The 17627-nt window shown below is 68.0% G+C and carries 18 protein-coding genes; 12 read left to right on the top strand and 6 right to left on the bottom strand.

What is annotated here, in order from left to right; translation table 11 throughout:
• Nucleotides 1-6: 6 nt before the first annotated feature.
• From panD to ACQ7HM_RS02745, 5 genes are all read left to right on the top strand, one after another.
• Entirely contained in the window at nt 7-423 is a 417-nt protein-coding gene (gene panD, locus ACQ7HM_RS02765) for an aspartate 1-decarboxylase (protein ID WP_434214702.1), read from the top strand.
• Between the two features lie 5 nt (nt 424-428).
• On the top strand, nt 429-1262 hold the full coding sequence (locus ACQ7HM_RS02760; RefSeq protein ID WP_045824407.1) for a type III pantothenate kinase: 834 nt from the start codon (nt 429-431) through the stop codon (nt 1260-1262).
• Between the two features lie 87 nt (nt 1263-1349).
• Nucleotides 1350-1790, top strand: a complete 441-nt coding sequence (locus ACQ7HM_RS02755; protein WP_434214701.1) for a rhodanese-like domain-containing protein — start codon at nt 1350-1352, stop codon at nt 1788-1790.
• A 24-nt stretch (nt 1791-1814) separates the two neighbouring features.
• Nucleotides 1815-3329, top strand: coding sequence for a lysine--tRNA ligase (gene lysS, locus ACQ7HM_RS02750; protein WP_434214700.1), 1515 nt, complete (start codon nt 1815-1817; stop codon nt 3327-3329).
• A 159-nt stretch (nt 3330-3488) separates the two neighbouring features.
• On the top strand, nt 3489-3821 hold the full coding sequence (locus ACQ7HM_RS02745) for a histone-like nucleoid-structuring protein Lsr2 (protein ID WP_434214699.1): 333 nt from the start codon (nt 3489-3491) through the stop codon (nt 3819-3821).
• A 17-nt stretch (nt 3822-3838) separates the two neighbouring features.
• Here ACQ7HM_RS02745 and ACQ7HM_RS02740 read toward each other — a convergent pair whose 3' ends face one another.
• Nucleotides 3839-5437 carry a FadD3 family acyl-CoA ligase gene (locus ACQ7HM_RS02740; RefSeq protein ID WP_434214698.1) on the bottom strand — a complete coding sequence of 533 codons (1599 nt, stop codon included), beginning with the start codon at nt 5435-5437 and terminating at the stop codon, nt 3839-3841.
• Between the two features lie 66 nt (nt 5438-5503).
• Here ACQ7HM_RS02740 and ACQ7HM_RS02735 point away from each other — a divergent pair, with 66 nt between their 5' ends.
• Genes ACQ7HM_RS02735 through ACQ7HM_RS02725 form a run of 3 tightly spaced genes read left to right on the top strand, consistent with a single transcriptional unit; the run spans nt 5504 to nt 8747 of the window.
• Entirely contained in the window at nt 5504-6757 is a 1254-nt protein-coding gene (locus ACQ7HM_RS02735) for an acyl-CoA dehydrogenase family protein (RefSeq protein ID WP_434214697.1), read from the top strand.
• Nucleotides 6754-7575: an SDR family oxidoreductase gene (locus ACQ7HM_RS02730; RefSeq protein WP_434214696.1), complete on the top strand. Its 822-nt coding sequence runs from the start codon at nt 6754-6756 to the stop codon at nt 7573-7575. The genes ACQ7HM_RS02735 and ACQ7HM_RS02730 overlap by 4 nt, the downstream gene beginning before the upstream one ends.
• Before the next feature lie 17 nt (nt 7576-7592).
• Complete coding sequence (locus ACQ7HM_RS02725) at nt 7593-8747, top strand: acetyl-CoA C-acetyltransferase (RefSeq protein ID WP_434214695.1); 1155 nt, start codon at nt 7593-7595, stop codon at nt 8745-8747.
• Between the two features lie 109 nt (nt 8748-8856).
• On the opposite strand, the gene ACQ7HM_RS02720 is transcribed toward ACQ7HM_RS02725, so the two are convergent.
• The 3 genes from ACQ7HM_RS02720 to ACQ7HM_RS02710 form a co-directional block, all read right to left on the bottom strand.
• Nucleotides 8857-9489, bottom strand: a complete 633-nt coding sequence (locus tag ACQ7HM_RS02720) for a class I SAM-dependent methyltransferase (protein WP_434214694.1) — start codon at nt 9487-9489, stop codon at nt 8857-8859.
• Between the two features lie 36 nt (nt 9490-9525).
• Nucleotides 9526-11067: a DUF222 domain-containing protein gene (locus ACQ7HM_RS02715; protein ID WP_434214693.1), complete on the bottom strand. Its 1542-nt coding sequence runs from the start codon at nt 11065-11067 to the stop codon at nt 9526-9528.
• 278 nt (nt 11068-11345) lie between these two features.
• Nucleotides 11346-11732: a hypothetical protein gene (locus ACQ7HM_RS02710; protein WP_434214692.1), complete on the bottom strand. Its 387-nt coding sequence runs from the start codon at nt 11730-11732 to the stop codon at nt 11346-11348.
• Between the two features lie 118 nt (nt 11733-11850).
• Here ACQ7HM_RS02710 and ACQ7HM_RS02705 point away from each other — a divergent pair, with 118 nt between their 5' ends.
• Together ACQ7HM_RS02705 and ACQ7HM_RS02700 are read left to right on the top strand one after the other, a co-directional pair.
• Nucleotides 11851-13353 (top strand): aldehyde dehydrogenase family protein, encoded by a 1503-nt coding sequence (locus ACQ7HM_RS02705; RefSeq protein WP_434214691.1) that lies wholly within the window; start codon nt 11851-11853, stop codon nt 13351-13353.
• Nucleotides 13354-13401: 48 nt separating this feature from the next.
• Nucleotides 13402-14010 (top strand): TetR/AcrR family transcriptional regulator, encoded by a 609-nt coding sequence (locus tag ACQ7HM_RS02700; RefSeq protein ID WP_434215611.1) that lies wholly within the window; start codon nt 13402-13404, stop codon nt 14008-14010.
• Nucleotides 14011-14047: 37 nt separating this feature from the next.
• Here the strand turns inward: ACQ7HM_RS02700 and ACQ7HM_RS02695 are convergent, their stop codons facing one another.
• Both ACQ7HM_RS02695 and ACQ7HM_RS02690 read right to left on the bottom strand, forming a co-directional pair.
• On the bottom strand, nt 14048-14335 hold the full coding sequence (locus ACQ7HM_RS02695; RefSeq protein ID WP_434214690.1) for a putative quinol monooxygenase: 288 nt from the start codon (nt 14333-14335) through the stop codon (nt 14048-14050).
• Nucleotides 14336-14426: 91 nt separating this feature from the next.
• On the bottom strand, nt 14427-15044 hold the full coding sequence (locus ACQ7HM_RS02690) for a TetR/AcrR family transcriptional regulator (protein ID WP_434214689.1): 618 nt from the start codon (nt 15042-15044) through the stop codon (nt 14427-14429).
• A 164-nt stretch (nt 15045-15208) separates the two neighbouring features.
• Between ACQ7HM_RS02690 and ACQ7HM_RS02685 the strand changes: the two genes are divergently transcribed.
• Nucleotides 15209-16780 carry an amino acid permease gene (locus ACQ7HM_RS02685; protein ID WP_434214688.1) on the top strand — a complete coding sequence of 524 codons (1572 nt, stop codon included), beginning with the start codon at nt 15209-15211 and terminating at the stop codon, nt 16778-16780.
• Entirely contained in the window at nt 16777-17616 is an 840-nt protein-coding gene (locus tag ACQ7HM_RS02680; protein ID WP_434214687.1) for an urea amidolyase associated protein UAAP1, read from the top strand. The genes ACQ7HM_RS02685 and ACQ7HM_RS02680 overlap by 4 nt, the downstream gene beginning before the upstream one ends.
• Nucleotides 17617-17627: the final 11 nt, after the last annotated feature.

Genomic DNA, 17627 nt, shown 5'->3' with positions numbered 1-17627 from the left:
GAGAACATGTTCCGCACCATGATGACCTCGAAGATCCACCGCGCGCGGGTCACGCAGGCCGATCTGCACTACGTCGGGTCGGTGACCATCGACGCCGATCTGCTCACCGCCGCCGACATCCTCGAGGGCGAACAGGTCACCATCGTCGACATCGACAACGGCAACCGCCTCGAGACCTACGCCATCGCCGGCCCCCGCGGCAGCGGTGTGATCGGGATCAACGGCGCCGCAGCCCATCTCGTGCACCCCGGCGATCTGGTCATCATCATCGCCTACGGCGTGCTGAGCCCCGAGGAGCTGACCACCTACCGTCCCCACGTGGTCTTCGTCGACGACGACAACCGCATCGTCACCTCCGGCGCCGACCCGGCCCATGTGCCGGCCGGCTCGGGTCTGCTCGATCCCCGCGAACTCGTCGGATAGCGGCGATGCTGCTCGCCCTCGACGTCGGCAACACCAACATCCACCTCGGCGTGTTCGCAGGCCGGGGTGACCACGCACACCTGGTGCGTGACTGGCGGATCCGTACCGAACCACGGATGACCGCCGACGAGCTGGCGCTGACCCTGCGGGGTCTGCTCGGCGACGACGTCGACCGTGTCGTGTCGGTGGTCGGACTGTCCACGGTCCCGTCGCTGCTGCGCGAGATGCGTGTCGTGGTGGGCAAGTACTTCGGGTCCGGCCCACATGTCCTGCTCGAACCCGGACTGCGCACCGGTGTGGCCCTGCTCGTCGACAACCCGAAGGAGGTGGGCACCGACCGCGTCGCCAACGCGTTGGCCGCCCACGCCACCTACGGAACAGCCTGCATCGTCGTCGATTTCGGCACCACCACCCTCGTCGACGTCGTGTCGGCGAAAGGGGAGTTCCTCGGCGGTGCCATCGCCCCGGGCATCGACCTCGCCGTCGACGCGCTGGCCGCCCGCACGGTGACCCTGCGCACCGTCGAACTGTTGCCCCCGCGCAGCGTGGTCGGCAAGAACACCGTCGAGGCGCTGCAGTCGGGCATCCTCTACGGCTTCGCCGGGCAGGTCGACGGACTGGTGACCCGGGTGCGTCGCGAGATACCGGGCTTCGCCGACACCGACGAGGTGACCGTGGTCGCGACCGGCTACCTCGCACCGCTCGTGTTCGACGAGTGCCGCACCCTCGACGTCCATCACGGCCATCTCACCCTCGAGGGACTGCGCCTGGTGTTCGAGCGACAGAACGACCTGGCGCGTGCGCGCAAGCGCGGACCTGTGGCAGACTCTGCCCCGTGATGACGTGTCGTGGCGCGGAGTGTTGTCGGGGCTGAACAGCCCCCGACCGATTCCTGCTGCCCACACATCTCACCCTCGAGGTATCCCATGCCTGTCCTGGCACCCGTCTCACCCCTGTCCGTTCCCGTCACCAGCGCACGCATCGGCGTGATGTCGCTGCGCGTCGACGAGTTCACCGCGGCCGTCGCCGCAGGTCACCGCGTCGTCGACATCCGCGGTCAGCGTGAGCGCGACACCCACGGCGTCATCGCCGGCGCGCTGGCCATCGACCCCGCGATCGTCGTCGACCGCCTCGTCCCCGACACCGTCGGGTCTCTGCGCGGCGTCACCACCGACACCCGCTGGCTGCTCGTCGGCACCGACGGTCACGACGCCGAGTGGCTCACCTGGCACCTGCACGCGCGCGGGGTGCACGGCGCCCGGTTCCTGCTCGGCGGACACCGCGCCCTGCGCAGCGCCCGTGACCTGGGTCGCCGGCCGCTGAGCGCGTCGCAGCGCCGCGACCTCGCGGTGATCTCGGCCCACTGAGGCGGTGCCGATAGGGTCGTGCGGGTGACCGACACATCCCCCGGCAGCCCCGATACCGACCACCTGCCCGAGCAGCTGCGCATCCGTCACGCGAAGCGCGCCCGGATCCTCGCCGACGGCGGCCAGGCGTACCCCGTGTCGATCCCGCGTACGCACTCGCTGGCGCAGGTGCGCGCCGAGCACCCCGACCTGCCCGTCGACCACGCGACCGGCACGCACGTCGGTGTCGTCGGACGCGTGATGTTCGTGCGCAACAAGGGGAAGCTGTGTTTCGGCACCCTGCAGGAGGGCGACGGAACCCAGCTGCAGGTGATGGTCAGCTTCAACGGTGTCGGTGAGGAGGCGCTCGCCGCGTGGAAGTCCGACGTCGACCTCGGCGACTTCGTCTATGTCCACGGCGAGGTGATCAGCTCCCGCACCGGTGAGCTGAGCGTGATGGCCGACGCCTGGCAGATCGCCTCGAAGGCGTTGCGGCCGTTGCCCGTCGCGCACAAGGAGCTCAGCGAGGAAGCGCGCGTCCGTCAGCGCTACATCGACCTCATCGTGCGTCCCGCCGCGCGCGAGACCGCGCGTACCCGCGTCGCGGTGATCCGCGAACTGCGGGCGGCCCTCGAGGAGCGGTCGTTCATCGAGGTCGAGACACCGATGTTGCAGGCCCAGCACGGCGGCGCCGCGGCGCGTCCGTTCGTCACGCATTCGAACGCCCTCGACATCGACATGTATCTGCGGATCGCCCCCGAACTGTTCCTCAAACGCTGCGTCGTGGGCGGCCTCGAGCGTGTCTTCGAGATCAACCGCAATTTCCGCAACGAGGGCATCGACTCGACCCATTCACCCGAGTTCGCGATGCTCGAGACCTATCAGGCCTACGGCACCTACGACGACTCTGCGGTGATGACCCGCGAACTGGTGCAGGACGTGGCGCAGCGGGCGCTGGGCACCCTGACACCCACCCTGGCCGACGGCACGGTCTACGACCTGTCCGGTGACTGGCTCACCATCTCTATGTACCCGTCGTTGTCGGAGGCCGTGGCCACCGAGATCACTCCGGAGACGACGGTGCCGACGCTGATGGCGCTCGCCGAGAAGGTCGGGCTGACCATCCCGCGCGACAAGGGATACGGCCACGGCAAACTCGTCGAGGAACTGTGGGAGGACCAGGTCGGCAAGCACATCGACCGTCCGTTCTTCGTGCGCGACTTCCCGGTCGAGACCTCACCGCTCACCCGCGACCACCGCTCGATCCCCGGCGTGGTCGAGAAATGGGACCTCTACGTCCGTGGCTTCGAACTGGCCACCGGCTACTCGGAGCTGATCGACCCGGTGATCCAGCGGGAGCGCTTCGTCGACCAGGCGCGCCTCGCGTCGGCCGGTGACGACGAGGCGATGGTCCTCGACGAGGAATTCCTCACCGCGATGGAACACGGAATGCCGCCGACCACCGGTACCGGAATGGGTATCGACCGACTTCTCATGGCGCTGACGGGATTGGGAATCCGGGAGACAATCCTCTTTCCGTTCGTGAAGCCGAACGAATGAATGCTCTGGTCGTCACCCGCTGACAATTGTCGTGTCCGGGATATGTGGTTACAGTGGGTTTCGGCCGGGGGGCTGTGACCGGGGCACCGACGGAGTGTTCGTCCCTGATTTCCCGCGGCAATTGTCACGAGTCGAGAAATTCATGGTGGGGGCAGAAACATGGCGAAAAAGGTGACGGTCACCCTGGTGGATGACGTCGACGACACCGCATCGGCCGACGAGACCGTGGAATTCGGTATCGACGGGATCAGTTACGAGATCGATCTCTCCGCCGAGAACGCAGCACGTCTGCGCGCCGAGATCGACACCTGGGTCGAGCACGCGCGCCGTGTCGGCGGGAAGCGTCGGGGTCGCTCGTCGGCCACGTCGAACGGTGTCGACACAGGCCAGAGCGCCGCGATCCGCGAGTGGGCGCGGCGCAACGGACACGGGGTGTCGGCGCGGGGCCGGGTGTCGAGCGACATCGTCGAGCTCTACAACGCCGCGCACTGACCGCCGCGCTCGGCCGGCTATTCCGCTCCTGAATTCACCGTTCCGGCGAGGAGTTCGCGTTTGAGGATCTTCCCGGCAGCGTTCCGCGGGAATTCGTCGATCACGATCACACTGCGCGGGATCTTGAAATTCGCCAAAGTGGAACGGCAGTGTTCGATCACGTAACCGGCGTCGATGGTCGCCCCTGATCGCACGGTGAGAAATGCGCGGCCGACTTCTCCGAGTCGCTCGTCGGGTACGCCCACGACGGCGGCTTCGGTCACGTCGGCGATACGCGTCAACGTCTGTTCCACCTCGGCGGGATAGACGTTGAATCCGCCGCAGATGTACATGTCCTTGAGTCGATCGGTGATCGACAGATTGCCGCGATCGTCGATGGTGCCGATGTCGCCGGTGTGCAGCCACCCGTCGGCGTCGATGGTCTCGGCCGTCGCGACGGGGTCGTCGAGGTAGCCGCGCATCACCATCGCACCACGGGTGAGCACCTCGCCGGCCTCCGACAGCGTGATCTCCATGCCCTCGAACGCCCGCCCGCACGTCGTCGCGACGGTCAGGTCGTCGTCGTCGGGGGTGCACGTCGACACGAAGCCGCTGGCCTCGCTCAGCCCGTAGGCGGTGATCACGGTGTCGACGCCGAGATCGCGCTGGATGCGTTCGATCAGCACCACCGGCACGATCGCGGCGCCGGTGACCACCAGGCGCAGCGACGAGAGGTCCGCCGTGGCCCGGTCCGGGTCGTCCAGGATCGTCTGGAAGATGGTCGGCGCCCCCGGGAACACCGTGACCCGGTGTCGTTGCACGGCGGCCATCGCCGCCGGTGCGCTGTAGACGGCCAGGGGCACCATCGTGGTCGCGAACAGCGTGCACGCGAGGATGCCCGCCTTGTAGCCGAAGGTGTGGAAGTAGGGGTTGACCATCAAATAGCGGTCATCGGAGGACAGACGTCCGTTGGCACCCCATGCCCGCGCGCCGGCCATCGACTGTCGATGCTCGGCCAACACGCCCTTGCTGCGTCCGGTGGTGCCCGAGGTGAACAGGATGTCGGACAGGTCCTCCGGTGCCACGGCGTCGGCGCGGATGTCGGCCTGCGCCCGCGCATCCGCGGTGGCGCCGGCGAGGAAGTCGTCCCAGTCGATCGCCAGACCTCGAACGTGGTCGGCGGGGGACTGCGTCAGGTCGTCGAGTGGGATCCGAACGGCGAGCCGCACATCGGTGTCGGAGGCGAGGTCGACCAACCCGGTCAGGTCGGCGAGCCGGTCGGTGCCGAGGAACGCTCCCGCCACGACCAGCGCACGCGCGTGGGTGCGCACCAGGACGTCGAGCACCTCGGTCGCGGTGTAGCGGGTGTTGAGCGGGACCAGCGTCGCACCGGCGTAGTGCGCGCCGAGTGCCGCGATCGGCCAATGCGCGCTGTTGGGTGCCCAGATCGCGACCCGATCACCCGCGGCGATGCCGTTGTCGACGAGCGCGGCGGCGAACGTGCGGACCGCCGCCAGCAGTTGCGACCAGGTCAACCGGACGTCCTCGCCCCACTGGTCGTCGACAATCGCGACACCGTCGGGATGCTCGGACGCGACCGCACGCAGTGCGGCGACGCTGGTCTGATGGTTTGTCACGCGGCTCTCCTCCGGGTATCGAGGCAGCAAAAACAAGCAAGTGCTTGGTAGGTTACGCTAGGGCTCATGACTGCGACCAATCTTGCCGACCGAGGTGTCGACCTGGGTCGACATCCGGGATCGGTGGACGATTTCGCGTCGTCGGTCGGCACCTGGCTACGCGAGAACCTCACGGGGGAGTTCGCACCCCTCGTCGGTCGGGGCGGACCGGGCAGCGAACACGAGTTCTTCGCCCGGCGCCTCGAATGGGACCGCCACCTCGCGCGCGCGGGGTGGACGTGTCTGGGCTGGCCGACCGAACACGGAGGCCGCAACGCCACTCTCGCCCAGCGCATCGCGTTCCACACCGAGTACGCCCGCGCCGACGCACCCGCGCGGGTCAACCACCTCGGCGAGGAACTGCTCGGCCCCACGCTCATCGCCTTCGGCACCGACGCCCAGAAGGAACGGTTTCTCCCGCCGATCGCCGACGTCTCCGAACTATGGGCACAGGGGTACTCCGAACCCGGCGCCGGCTCCGACCTCGCCGGGGTGTCGACCAGCGCGCGGCTGGAGGACGGTCGCTGGGTCATCAACGGGCAGAAGATCTGGACGTCGCTCGCCCACGTCGCGCAGTGGGCGTTCGTGCTGTGCCGCGTCGAACGCGGTTCGACACGTCACCACGGCCTCGGCTTCCTGCTGGTGCCGCTCGACCAGCCCGGCGTCACCGTGCGCCCCATCCAACAGCTCACCGGCACATCGGAGTTCAACGAGGTCTTCTTCGACGACGCCGTCACCGACGCCGATCTCATCGTCGGCGCCCCCGGCGACGGGTGGAAGGTGGCGATGGGGCTCCTCGAGTTCGAACGCGGCGTCTCCACCCTCGGTCAGCAGGTCGGCTTCGCGCGCGAACTCGACCGACTCGTCGATCTGGCGAAGTCGACCGGCGCCGCCTCCGATCCCGAGATCCGCGGTCGACTCGTGACCGCCCACGTGGGTCTGCAGGTGATGCGCGCCCATGCCCTGCGCACGCTGGCCACGGTCGACACCGGCGGCGCCGGCGGGCAGGCGTCGGTGTCGAAGTTGTTGTGGGCCAACTGGCATCGTGATCTCGGCGAACTCGCTTTTGCCATCTCGGGTGCGCCTGCGCTGATCGCCCCCGACCACACCAGCGAGGGCGTCGCCAACGACATCACCGCACCCGACCACGTCGAACTCGGTCCGTGGCAACGGTTGTTCCTCTTCTCCCGTGCCGACACCATCTACGGTGGCTCGAACGAGATCCAGCGCACCATCATCGCCGAACGGGTGCTCGGCCTGCCGCGAGAGGCGCGACCATGAGTGACACGTCCCACGATCGGGGCCCTGGCGATCTGTCGTTACCGCCGAAGGAGATACCCGGGCACGGGCTGCTCGCGGGCCGCGCGGTGGTGGTCACGGCCGCGGCGGGAACCGGAATCGGGTTCGCCACCGCGCGTCGCGCACTGCTCGAGGGTGCCGACGTCCTCGTCAGCGACTTCCACGAGCGCCGACTCGGCGAGACCGCCCGGAAGCTCGTGGCCGAGTTCCCGGATCAGACGGTGACGCAGGCGGTCTGCGATGTGTCGCAGACCGCGCAGGTCGACGAGCTGATCGACACCGCCGCCCGCGAGCTCGGCCGCATCGACGTGCTGGTCAACAACGCCGGCCTCGGTGGCGAGACCCCGATCGTCGAGATGGCCGACGAGGCGTGGGACCGCGTCCTCGACATCACGCTGAACAGCACCTTCCGAGCCACCCGCGCGGCGCTGCGGTACTTCGCGGCGGCACCGCACGGGGGCGTGATCGTCAACAACGCGTCGGTCCTCGGTTGGCGCGCCCAGAAGGGCCAATCCCATTACGCGGCGGCGAAAGCCGGCGTGATGGCGCTGACCCGGTGCTCGGCGATCGAGGCGGCCGAGTACGGCGTGCGCATCAACGCCGTGGCGCCGTCGATCGCGAGACACCCGTTCCTCGCCAAGGTGACGAGCGACGAACTGCTCGACGAACTGGCGTCGCGGGAGGCCTACGGCCGTGCCGCCGAGGTGTGGGAGATCGCCGCCACCATCGCCATGCTCGCCAGCGACTACACCACCTACCTCACCGGCGAGACCGTCTCGATCTCCAGCCAACGCGCCTGAGCGAAAAGGAATTCTCGATGTCACAACCGCAGGCCTACATCGTCGACTCCCGCCGGACGCCGGTCGGCAGACGCCACGGGTCGCTGGCCACGACGCATCCCGCCGACATGGGGGCCCACGTCATCAACGCCGTTCTCGAGCGCACCGGTATCGACCCGAACGCGGTCGACGACGTGATCTTCGGCTGCGTCGACACCATCGGACCGCAGGCGGGCAACATCGCCCGCTCGGCGTGGCTCGCGGCCGGTCAGCCGCTCGGCGTGCCCGGCACCACCATCGACCGCCAGTGCGGGTCATCGCAGCAGGCAATCCATTTCGCCGCCCAGGCGGTGATGAGCGGAACCCAGGACGTGGTGCTCGCCGGCGGCGTGCAGAACATGAGTGCCATCCCGATCTCGGCGGCCATGCTCGCCGGGCGCGAGTACGGCTTCGACACCCCGTTCACCGGGTCGACGGGCTGGGCCGACCGTTTCGGCGGCGCCGACATCTCGCAGTTCACCGGCGCCGACATGATGGCCAAGCGGTGGGACATCAGTCGCGAGGACATGGAGGGGTGGGCGCTGCAATCGCACCGGCGCGCGCTCGCGGCCATCGCCGAGGGACGTTTCGATCGAGAGACCGTGGCGCTGGGGGAGTGCGTCGTCGACGAGTGCCCCCGCGAGACATCCCTGGAGAAGATGGCCGGGTTGAAGGTGCTCGCCGAGGGATCGTCGCTCACCGCTGCCGTCGCCTCCCAGATCTGCGACGGCGCCGCGGCCACCCTCGTGGTGTCGGAGGCGGCGCTCGCGCAGCACGGTCTGACCCCGCGGGCGCGGATCCACCACCTCTCGGTGCGTGGCGACGACCCGGTGATGATGCTCTCGGCCCCCATCCCCGCCACGGCCTGGGCGCTGGAGAAGACCGGGCTGTCGATCGACGACATCGACGTGATCGAGATCAACGAGGCCTTCGCGCCCGTCGTGCTGGCGTGGCTGAAGGAGACCGGCGCCGATCCCGCCCGGGTCAACCCCAACGGCGGCGGCATCGCCCTCGGTCACCCGCTCGGCGCCACCGGCGCCAAGCTCTTCGCGACCCTGCTGCACGAACTCGAACGCACCGGCGGCCGCTACGGCCTCCAGACGATGTGCGAGGGCGGCGGCACCGCCAACGTCACCATCATCGAACGTCTCTGACCCGCCAGTTGGGCCGTAGTTCTCGCCAGTTGGGCCGTTGTTCCCGTCGATTGGGCCCTTGTTCCCGTTGGTTGGGCCCTTGTTCCCGTTGGTTGGTCTCCCAATCGCGTCACCGTGTCGGTTTGTGCCAGACGGCGACGTATCGCCACATCGGGAGCAGCCGGAATGTCGCCTCGGGCATGACCCGGCCGACGGCGGCCTCGATCTCGGAATAGGTGTGCGGCGGCGGCCAGACGATCGGCGCGGTGTGTTCCCAGAGCCCTCGCCGCCGTGAGAGGTACTGGTGCTGGACCACGCCCGCGAGTTGCAGCGCGACGTGCTTCGGTCTGGTGCTGCGTCCGAGTCCGACGATCGCGACCACTCCGCCGGGTGCGGTGAGGTCGGCGCATCGTTGCAGAGCGGCATCGACGTCGGCGATGTGGTGCAGTGTCGCCACCGATGCGACCACGTCGAACGATTCACGCTCGAACGGGTGGTCCATCACGTCACCCGACACCCACGTCACCGCATTCGACTCCTGTCGCGCTGACGCCAACACCGGTTCGTCACGATCGATCCCGGTCACCGACGGCACCCGGCCGGCGAGTTCGGTTGCCAGCAGCCCGTTTCCGGTCCCGATGTCGAGTGCGGTCTGCGCTCCGGCCGGGAGCGCGTCGAGGATCAGCCGGTGGTAGTGGATGTTGTGGTTCCACCGTGGGCGGCCGGCCGCTCCGGAGCGAGGATGGTTGCTGCGACGTCTCACAGGGTCGATCGTACCGACGTACAGATCGGATCGATGCTAGGCAGCGGGGTACAGCGGAGCATCCCGCCAGGTGATGTCGATGCGTGGGGCATGCGGGCGCCGCTCGGCCACGAGGTGGGCGAGCTGGTGTTCGATGTCGGACCCCGGTCGTGGCGGCTGCGTGATGTCCGGCGGGTCCGCGGATGGGTCGTTGCACGCCGAATGCTGGTGCAACAGCTCGTCGATCCGGTGCAGGTGGTTGGCGCGGAGAGCATGGGGTGGGTCGGTGTTGCGTCGCCAGCCGTAGCGGCCTTTGTCGGGGCCGTCCGTGATCTTCTCTGTGGTCCACTGGTGCGGTTCGGTCCCGACGGCCCGGTTGTGGGGGCCGCATGCGGGTGCCATGTGCGGCCAGTCGGTGAGGCCGCCGTCGGCCCAGTCGTTTTCGGCGTGGTGCATTTCGGTGTGCGCGAACGGTGTTGGGCAGTCGTCTTTGCTGCAACCCTTGTACTTCGCGAAGGCCATCAACCGTTGCGACTGCGATGCCAGCCGACGAGACCGGCCGAAGAACAGCGGCTCGTCGGTGGCGTCGCTGAACACCGCGAGGTGTGTCTGCGCGTTTGCGGCTAGCTTCACCACCTCCGAGATCGGTAGGTCGCTGCCGGTGGCGGTGCGCGCGACGCCGGCGTGCTCACGCAGTTGAGCGTCGGTGATGGACACGATGATCTGCGGCGGCAGTCCGCGATGCGACCCACCGAGCAGTCCGCCGTTGACTGCGGCGTCGAGAAGAGCTTTCAGGGCATCGTGGTTGCGCTGGGACTGCGAGCGGCAATCACGGTCAGCGGCCTCGCGCAGGAGTTCGGGAGCGACGTCGGTGTGGTCGCCTTTCGGGGACTGGTCGTCGTCGGGGTTGTTCATGCCGGGCGCCGCCCACTTGGCGAGCACCACATCGAACAGCGCTCGCGTGATCGGATCGAGTGTTGCGGTGAGGTTCGACATCAACTGCGAGTGCTGGCAGCCGAGATTCAGTTTCCGATTCCGTGCGCGATCACGGTCGTCGGTCAACCGGCCGTCGGGATCGAGGTGAGCGAGGATCCGCACGCCCGCGGCGGCGATCTCCTTCGGCGTCAGCGTCGTGGCAAACTCGGCCAGGGTCTGCTCGGCGAACGCGCGGTGATCGGGTTCGATCGCGGTGGGGATCTTGGCGATGACGTCCAACACGGCGTGGACGTGGTCGGGTCCGATCGACCCTGCGGCGAGTTCGCGTGCGGTGTTCGGGCACACTGGTGGGAGTTTCTCGCCGGTCAGCGCGTGCATCGGTTCCAGTGCCTGTACCTCTTTGAGACGCTTCTTCGGTTGCGTGACGCGCAGTTTCGTCTGCAGGAACTCGGTCAGGGTCACGCAACCGACGGCGCGGTGCGCGTCGCGGTCGGAGACCTCGAGGATGCGGCGGTTACCGACGGACCCGAGTTGGCGGACGGCGGTTTCGTGGGTGATCGCCAGTTGCGCGACTGTCTGGTCGTCGTAGGCGTCTGAGGTCTCTGCGGCGATCTCTTTCACGAGGGATTGCAGGGCAGCGTATTTCGCAACGAGATCACTCACGAACGGCCCCCTCCCCAGGTGGTTCTGTACATCCAGGTTAGCACGGATGTTCGAGGGGTGGGAGGTTGATTTCAGTGAATAGCGTTGAACGCTGGTGTATTTCGGTTTCTGATCGCGTTGTACTGCCGCTGACGGTGCGGAAGCCGATCGCCGAGTGTGCGTTGTCTCGTCGTCGGCTCACGGTGCGCGGTCAGCACACTCGACGGCCGTTTCCGCACAGTCAGCACAACCACTCGACGGCCGTTTCCGCACAGTCAGCACAACCACTCGACTCGCGGTCAGTAGGCGATGGTCTGCGCGACGGCGACGGCGACGAGGCCTGCCGACAACAACACGAACGACACCCCCGACACGGCGCGGTAGGCGAGCGTCTCCTGGATCTTCTCCTCGAAGGCCAGGGGCACGAACAGCAGTGGGTTGACGATCGCGCCGATGGTGACCAGCGCCAGCACCCACGCGGGGGTGTCGGTCGCGACGAGTCCGACAGCGATGAGAAGTAGACCCATGAGGATCCAGTCGAGGTGCGTCTGGAACACACGGCGGTGGTGTGTGATGCCGACCTTGTTCAGGTACTGCGGTTTGTCGACGACGAGCACCATCGCGAATCCGGACAGCGCGCCGACCGCGAGCGACCACAGTCCGATCACCGGGAGCAGGTCTCTCATGAGGCCGAACTCTACGGTCCGGCCCGACCCGGTGGCGCAGGTGGTGTGATGTGGCGCATACTGCAAAGCAACACATCGATGAGTTTGTGTCATTGACGATCGAAGGAGATCGACCCGCATGAGCACACCCAGCACGCAGAAGGCCCCGACCGCGCACTTCCGGTCGGCCGACGAGCGGTCGCTCGACGAGCTCCTCGAACTGCAGCGCGCGGCCTTCCTGCGCGACGGCATCCCCGACGCGGCGACACGCATCGACCGCATCAACCGGCTGTCGGCCCTGCTGCTCGACAACGCCGAGGAGATCGCCGAGGCCCTCGACAGCGACTTCGGCACCCGCCCGCGCGACCTGTCGATCGCGACCGACGTCGCCGGCTGCATGGTCGACCTCGCGCACCAGCGCAAGCACGTGGCGCAGTGGATGCGTACCGAGAAGGTCGCCAAGGCGATGGGTGCCGCCGGGTTCTCCCAGCGCATCCGGCACGATCCGCTCGGCGTCGTCGGCATCATGGGTCCCTGGAACTTCCCGTTGCAGTTGACCGTCGTCCCGGCCGGATCGGCGTTCGCGGCCGGCAACCGGGTGATGATGCGCCCGTCATCGGTCACCGCCCGTACCACCGAGGTCCTGGCGAAGCACGCGCCCGACTACTTCTCGCTCGAGGAGTTCGCGGTCCTCACCGGCGCGCACGGTTCGGGATCGGACTTCGCGAAGCTCAAGGTCGACCACATGTTCTTCACCGGGTCGCCCGGAGTGGGCGCCTCGGTCGCCACCGAGGCAGGCCGCAACCTGGTGCCGGTCACCCTCGAGCTCGGCGGCAAGAACCCGGTTGTGATCGACACCGACGCCGACATCGAGGATGCGGCCCGTCGCCTCGCCGACGCCAGGATGGTCAACAGCGGTCAGGTCTGCCTGTGCCCCGACTACGCCTTCGTGCCCGAGGCCCACCTGCAGCGCTTCACCGACCTCATCGTCGCGCGGTGGCGGCAGAACTACCCGTCGATCCTGCACAACGACCAGTTCACCTCGACGGTCAACGAGAAGAACTACACGCGCATCGTCGACCTCATCGACGACGCCGTCAGCCTCGGTGCCACCAAGCGCCAGGTGGTCCCGCCGGGTGAGAAGCTGCCCGACGCCGGCGCCCGCAAGATCCCGCCGACGGTGCTGACCGGTGTGAAGGCGGGCATGAAGATCGAGGAGGACGAGGTCTTCGGACCCGTGTTGACCCTCTATCCTTACCGCGACCTGTCCGAGGCCGTCGACCACATCAACGGTCACGGACACCCGCTGACGATCTACTGGTTCGGCCCCGACAACGAGCGTTACGAGACGCTGCAGCGGTCGACGCGGTCGGGATCGGTGAACGGCAACGACTTCGCGCTCAATCTGCTCAGCGCCGAACTCCCCTTCGGTGGTGTCGGCGGCAGCGGGATGGGCAGCTACCACGGCAGATTCGGCTTCGCGACGTTCTCGCACGCTCGCGCGGTCACGCACTCGCGCATGCCGATCAGCTTCGCGAAGCTGATGTCGGCGCCGTTCACCTCGAGCGACACCCGTTCGACGAACCTGCAGCTGTCGATGTGGAAGTGGATCACGCGGCGGGCGACGCGCAAGAACCGCTGACCGCCGACGGGCGGGTCGCCGGACCGAGCGCTTGCTAGGGTCGATGCGATCGACCCTCGATCGGGAAGGTGGCCGCCCGTGGCCTCGTCACGACGCGACGAGTTGCTCGCCCTCGCCGGCCGCATGTTCGCCGAACAGGGTCTGCGCACCACCACCGTTCGCGACATCGCCGATGCGGCGGGCATCCTCTCGGGCAGTCTGTATCACCACTTCGACTCCAAGGAGTCGATGGTCGACGAGATCCTGCGCGGGTTCCTCGACGACCTGTTCGCGCGGTATCACGAGATCGTCGACGCCGACCCGCCCGCCGACGAGGCCCTGACGCAGTTGGTGGTCGCGTCGTTCGAGTCGATCGACCGTGATCATCACGCGGTGGCCATCTATCAGGACGAGGCCAAGCGTCTGTCGTCGCTGGAACGGTTCGGGTACATCGCCGAGCGCAACCGGGAGTTCCGCGGTCTGTGGGAGACAATCCTCGCCAAAGGTGTGCGGGACGGCACCTTTCGGGCCGATCTCGACGTCGAGCTGGTCTACCGGTTCCTCCGCGACACCGTGTGGGTGGCGGTGCGGTGGTACCGGCCGGGTGGGACGATGCCCGCGCAGACGGTCGCCGACCAGTACCTCGGTGTCGTCCTGCACGGGCTCGTCCCCCGCTGATCGACTGATACGTCGGTCGATCAGCGACTCGCGGGCGCTACTTCGCGGCGAGCGGGTGGATCTTGAGGTCGCCGAGGTGCTCGCCGACCTTGCCCATGGCCTCGGCCAGGTGCGGCGCCTTCATGTGGGCGTCGAGATCCGACTGCGCCTTCCACAGCTCGATGGTCACGAAAGTGCCCGGCTCGGCCTGTGATTCGTAGAGGTCGTAGGAGATGCAGCCGGGCTCGTCGCGGGTGGCGGCCGCCAGGTCGGCGAGTGCGTCGCCGACCTCCTTCTCGAATCCGGGCTTGGCCGGGATGGTCGCCACCACATGCAGATCGCTCATCGACAACGCTCCTTCGCGCTCGAGGTCCGGCGGGTGCCGATCCCTTCGTCACGAACGTACCGCTCGCGGACTCGTGCCGGGCCGAACCGGCTCAGCGCAGGATGCGGAGCACCGCGTCTGCGACGAGATCGGCGACCGCCCCGCCACCGGCATGCTCACCCGCTCCCAGTTCGCCGTCGGAACGCAGGGCGATCACCGACTCCACCAGGCGGAAGGGCACCGCCACCCGCGGGTCGTCGTGTCCGACGATCTCGCCGGCGATCGCCGCGTAGACGTCGCGCAGCGCCAGGCGTGCCGACCGGAAGTCCTCGAACCGCTCGCCGCGCACGTCGGGCAGCAGGTAGAGGGCGCCGAGGTTCCATCGCGAGGTGGCGAGCTGGTCGACGTCGAAGCGGACCAGGTCGGTCATGCGATCTACGGCGTCGACGGCCGGGTCCAGTGCGAGTGCGAATTCCATTGTGGGTGAGACGGTCTCCTGCAGGAGCGCGGCGAGGATGTCCTCCTTCGTCCCGAAGTGGTGGTAGAGCGACGCCTGTCGCAGCCCCACCGCCTCGGCGATCGCCCGGGTCGACGTGCCCGCGAAACCCTGTGTGGTGAACAGTTCCCCGGCCGCGTCGAGGATCTCCTCGCGCGGGTTGCCGCCGACGCGACGTTGAGCCACGAGGCGCGGTCGGCCGGGGCCCGTGGTGGCGGGGGGACGGGTGCTCACGCGCCCGAGGTTACTGCGAACAGCGGTCGCCTCGGCGGTGAGCACTCGTTGACACGGTGTTCACAGACGCGAAACCGCCGGAAACCCGGAGCTGGCTACATTTCGATCATCCGATAGAAAACCGCTCCGGTGATGCAGCGGGCACGAGACACAGGAGTGCTGACATGACCGCCCTCGAACCTCCCACCACGACAGATCGCGCCGACGACGGTCCGTCCTACTCCTCAGCCGCCGACGCCGAGGCGCTGTCGCAACTCGGCTACAACCAGGAACTCCACCGCGGGATCGGCGGATACGCCGCCTTCGCCTCGGGGTTCTCCTTCGTGTCCATCCTGACCACCGTGTTCGCCCTGTTCGCTCTGGGATTCGGCCTGGGCGGACCGGGCTTCTTCTTCACCTGGCCGATCGTGTTCGTCTGCCAGTTCTGCGTGTGCCTGGTGTTCGCCGAGCTGTCGGGCAAGTTCCCGGTCGCCGGCGCCATCTACCAGTGGTCGCGGCGTCTCGCCGGCAACGGGGTGGGCTGGTTCGCCGGCTGGTTCATGCTGATCGGCTACATCGTCAGCGTCGCCGCCCTCGCCATCGCGATGCAGAGCGTGCTCCCGTCGATCTGGTCGGGCTTCCAGCTCGTGGGCACCGACACCGCGCTCGCCTCGGTCTCGGGCGCCACGAACGCGATCATCCTGGGCAGCATCACGATTGCGCTCTGCACCGTCATCAGCGCCGTGGGCGTGTCGTTCATGGGCAAGATCACGATCATCGGCGTCACCATCGAGATCATCGGTGTCGTCCTGCTCGTCGTGCTCATGTTCGTCCACTCCGAACGCACGCCCGCCCAGGCGGTCCTCGACACCGGCGGACACGGGACCGGCCTCGGCTATCTCCCGGGATTCCTCGCCTCGATGCTGATGGCCGCGTACGTCATGTACGGATTCGACTCTGCCGCAGAGCTGTCCGAGGAGACCCGCGATCCGCGCCGCACCGCGCCCAAGGCGATCGTCAACGCGTTGCTCGTCTCGTTCATCGGCGGTGGCCTGATGATCCTGGGTGCCCTGATGGCCGCACCGTCGCTGGGCGCACCCGAACTCTCCGCCGACGGCATCGCCTGGGTGATCACCAGCCAGCTCGACACCTGGATGGGGAAGACGCTGTTGACGATCGTCGCCATCGCCATCTTCTCGGCCACGCTCGCCATCCAGGCGTCCGCGTCACGCGTCATGTTCTCCATGGCCCGCGACAACCGACTCCCGTTCGGATCGTTCCTCGCGAAGGTCAACCCGCGCACCGGGACCCCCGTCAACACCGGCATCGTGGTGAGCGCGCTCGCGATCGCGGTCCTGCTGGTCAACCTCGGCCAGGCCGGTGTGTTCGCCGCCATCACCAGCGTCTCGGTGGTGATCGTCTACATCGCCTACCTGATGGTGACGATCCCCGCGCTGATCCACCGGATCCGCGGTACCAGCCTCAGCTTCGGCCGTCCCGTGTTCGATCTGGGCCGCTGGGGAATCCTCGTCAACCTCATCGCGGTGGTGATGGGCACACTGCTGATGATCAACATCGCCTGGCCGCGCGCCGAGGTGTACGACCCGGACGGCACGTCGTGGTTCCTGCACTACTTCGCGATCATCTTCGTCGCGCTCACCCTCGTCGTCGGTGCCGTTGCCTACCTGCGGGTGCGCAACCTGCCGGGCGCTCCGGCCCCGACCGACGCCCTCGTCGGCGCGAAGCGGTCGCGATGAGCGCCCCCACCGCATCGACCGCCGGGGCGAAGGCCCACGCGCGGGCGCAGGAGGGCGCGATCACCGACTCGATGCCGGTGGTACCGGCATCGCGCTGGCCGCGCCTGCCCGCCGGTGTCGCGGCCGACGGCATGACCTGGGCCGAGACCGTCCCCGGCGGTCGGTACACCACCAAGGTCCTCGCCCGTGGCACGCGTCTACGTCTCCGCGACGTCGACGGCAGTGCCTGCGCGCACCTGCTGCTGTGGCGTGCCGACGCGCCGTGGGAACGACTCAACGTCGCCGACACCGTCAAGGTGCCGTGGCAGGCCTACCTCGGCGAGGGTCACCCGCTGCTCAGCGACCAGGGCCGGGTGCTCGCGACCGTGGTCGCCGACGACTCCGGCCATCACGACGCCCTCTGCGGGACCACCACGCTCGCCGGCAACACCGCGAAGTACGGTTCCGGGCAGCTGCATTCGCAGAGTCCGGCCGGGCGGGAGCTGTTCACCGTCGCGGCCGCGAAACACGGACTCACCCCCGCCGACGTGGCGCCGTCGGTGTCGTTCTTCCACGGCGTCGTCGTCGAATCCGACGGCAACCTCACCTCGAAGGGGTCCGCGGGACTCGACAAGCACGTCGACCTCGTCCTGCATCTGCCGTGCATCGTCGCGATCGCCAACACCGCGCACCCGGTCGACCCTGCGCCCGGCTTCGACACCGGTCCGCTCGAGGTGCTCGCCTGGCGTGCCGAGACCGATCTCGTCGATCTGATCGTCCGCGCCCACGACGCCGATCCCGAATACCGCCGTGCCGTTGCCAATTCCGAGGACGCGGCGCTCGCCGCGCCGCTCTGACCCCGCATCCC

Origin of the sequence: Williamsia sp. MIQD14, from assembly GCF_051025635.1 — a bacterium.
Lineage (GTDB): Bacteria > Actinomycetota > Actinomycetes > Mycobacteriales > Mycobacteriaceae > Williamsia_A.
The sequence above is the reverse complement of the archived record's forward strand: the minus strand, read 5'-3'. Positions and strand labels throughout refer to the sequence as shown.

Coding starts and splice junctions, on each gene's coding strand:
- panD (WP_434214702.1), top strand. CDS start 7: ATGTTCCGCACCATGATGACCTCGAAGATCCACCGCGCGCGGGTCACG.
- ACQ7HM_RS02760 (WP_045824407.1), top strand. CDS start 429: ATGCTGCTCGCCCTCGACGTCGGCAACACCAACATCCACCTCGGCGTG.
- ACQ7HM_RS02755 (WP_434214701.1), top strand. CDS start 1,350: ATGCCTGTCCTGGCACCCGTCTCACCCCTGTCCGTTCCCGTCACCAGC.
- ACQ7HM_RS02745 (WP_434214699.1), top strand. CDS start 3,489: ATGGCGAAAAAGGTGACGGTCACCCTGGTGGATGACGTCGACGACACC.
- ACQ7HM_RS02735 (WP_434214697.1), top strand. CDS start 5,504: ATGACTGCGACCAATCTTGCCGACCGAGGTGTCGACCTGGGTCGACAT.
- ACQ7HM_RS02730 (WP_434214696.1), top strand. CDS start 6,754: ATGAGTGACACGTCCCACGATCGGGGCCCTGGCGATCTGTCGTTACCG.
- ACQ7HM_RS02725 (WP_434214695.1), top strand. CDS start 7,593: ATGTCACAACCGCAGGCCTACATCGTCGACTCCCGCCGGACGCCGGTC.
- ACQ7HM_RS02710 (WP_434214692.1), bottom strand. CDS start 11,732: ATGAGAGACCTGCTCCCGGTGATCGGACTGTGGTCGCTCGCGGTCGGC.
- ACQ7HM_RS02705 (WP_434214691.1), top strand. CDS start 11,851: ATGAGCACACCCAGCACGCAGAAGGCCCCGACCGCGCACTTCCGGTCG.
- ACQ7HM_RS02695 (WP_434214690.1), bottom strand. CDS start 14,335: ATGAGCGATCTGCATGTGGTGGCGACCATCCCGGCCAAGCCCGGATTC.
- ACQ7HM_RS02685 (WP_434214688.1), top strand. CDS start 15,209: ATGACCGCCCTCGAACCTCCCACCACGACAGATCGCGCCGACGACGGT.
- ACQ7HM_RS02680 (WP_434214687.1), top strand. CDS start 16,777: ATGAGCGCCCCCACCGCATCGACCGCCGGGGCGAAGGCCCACGCGCGG.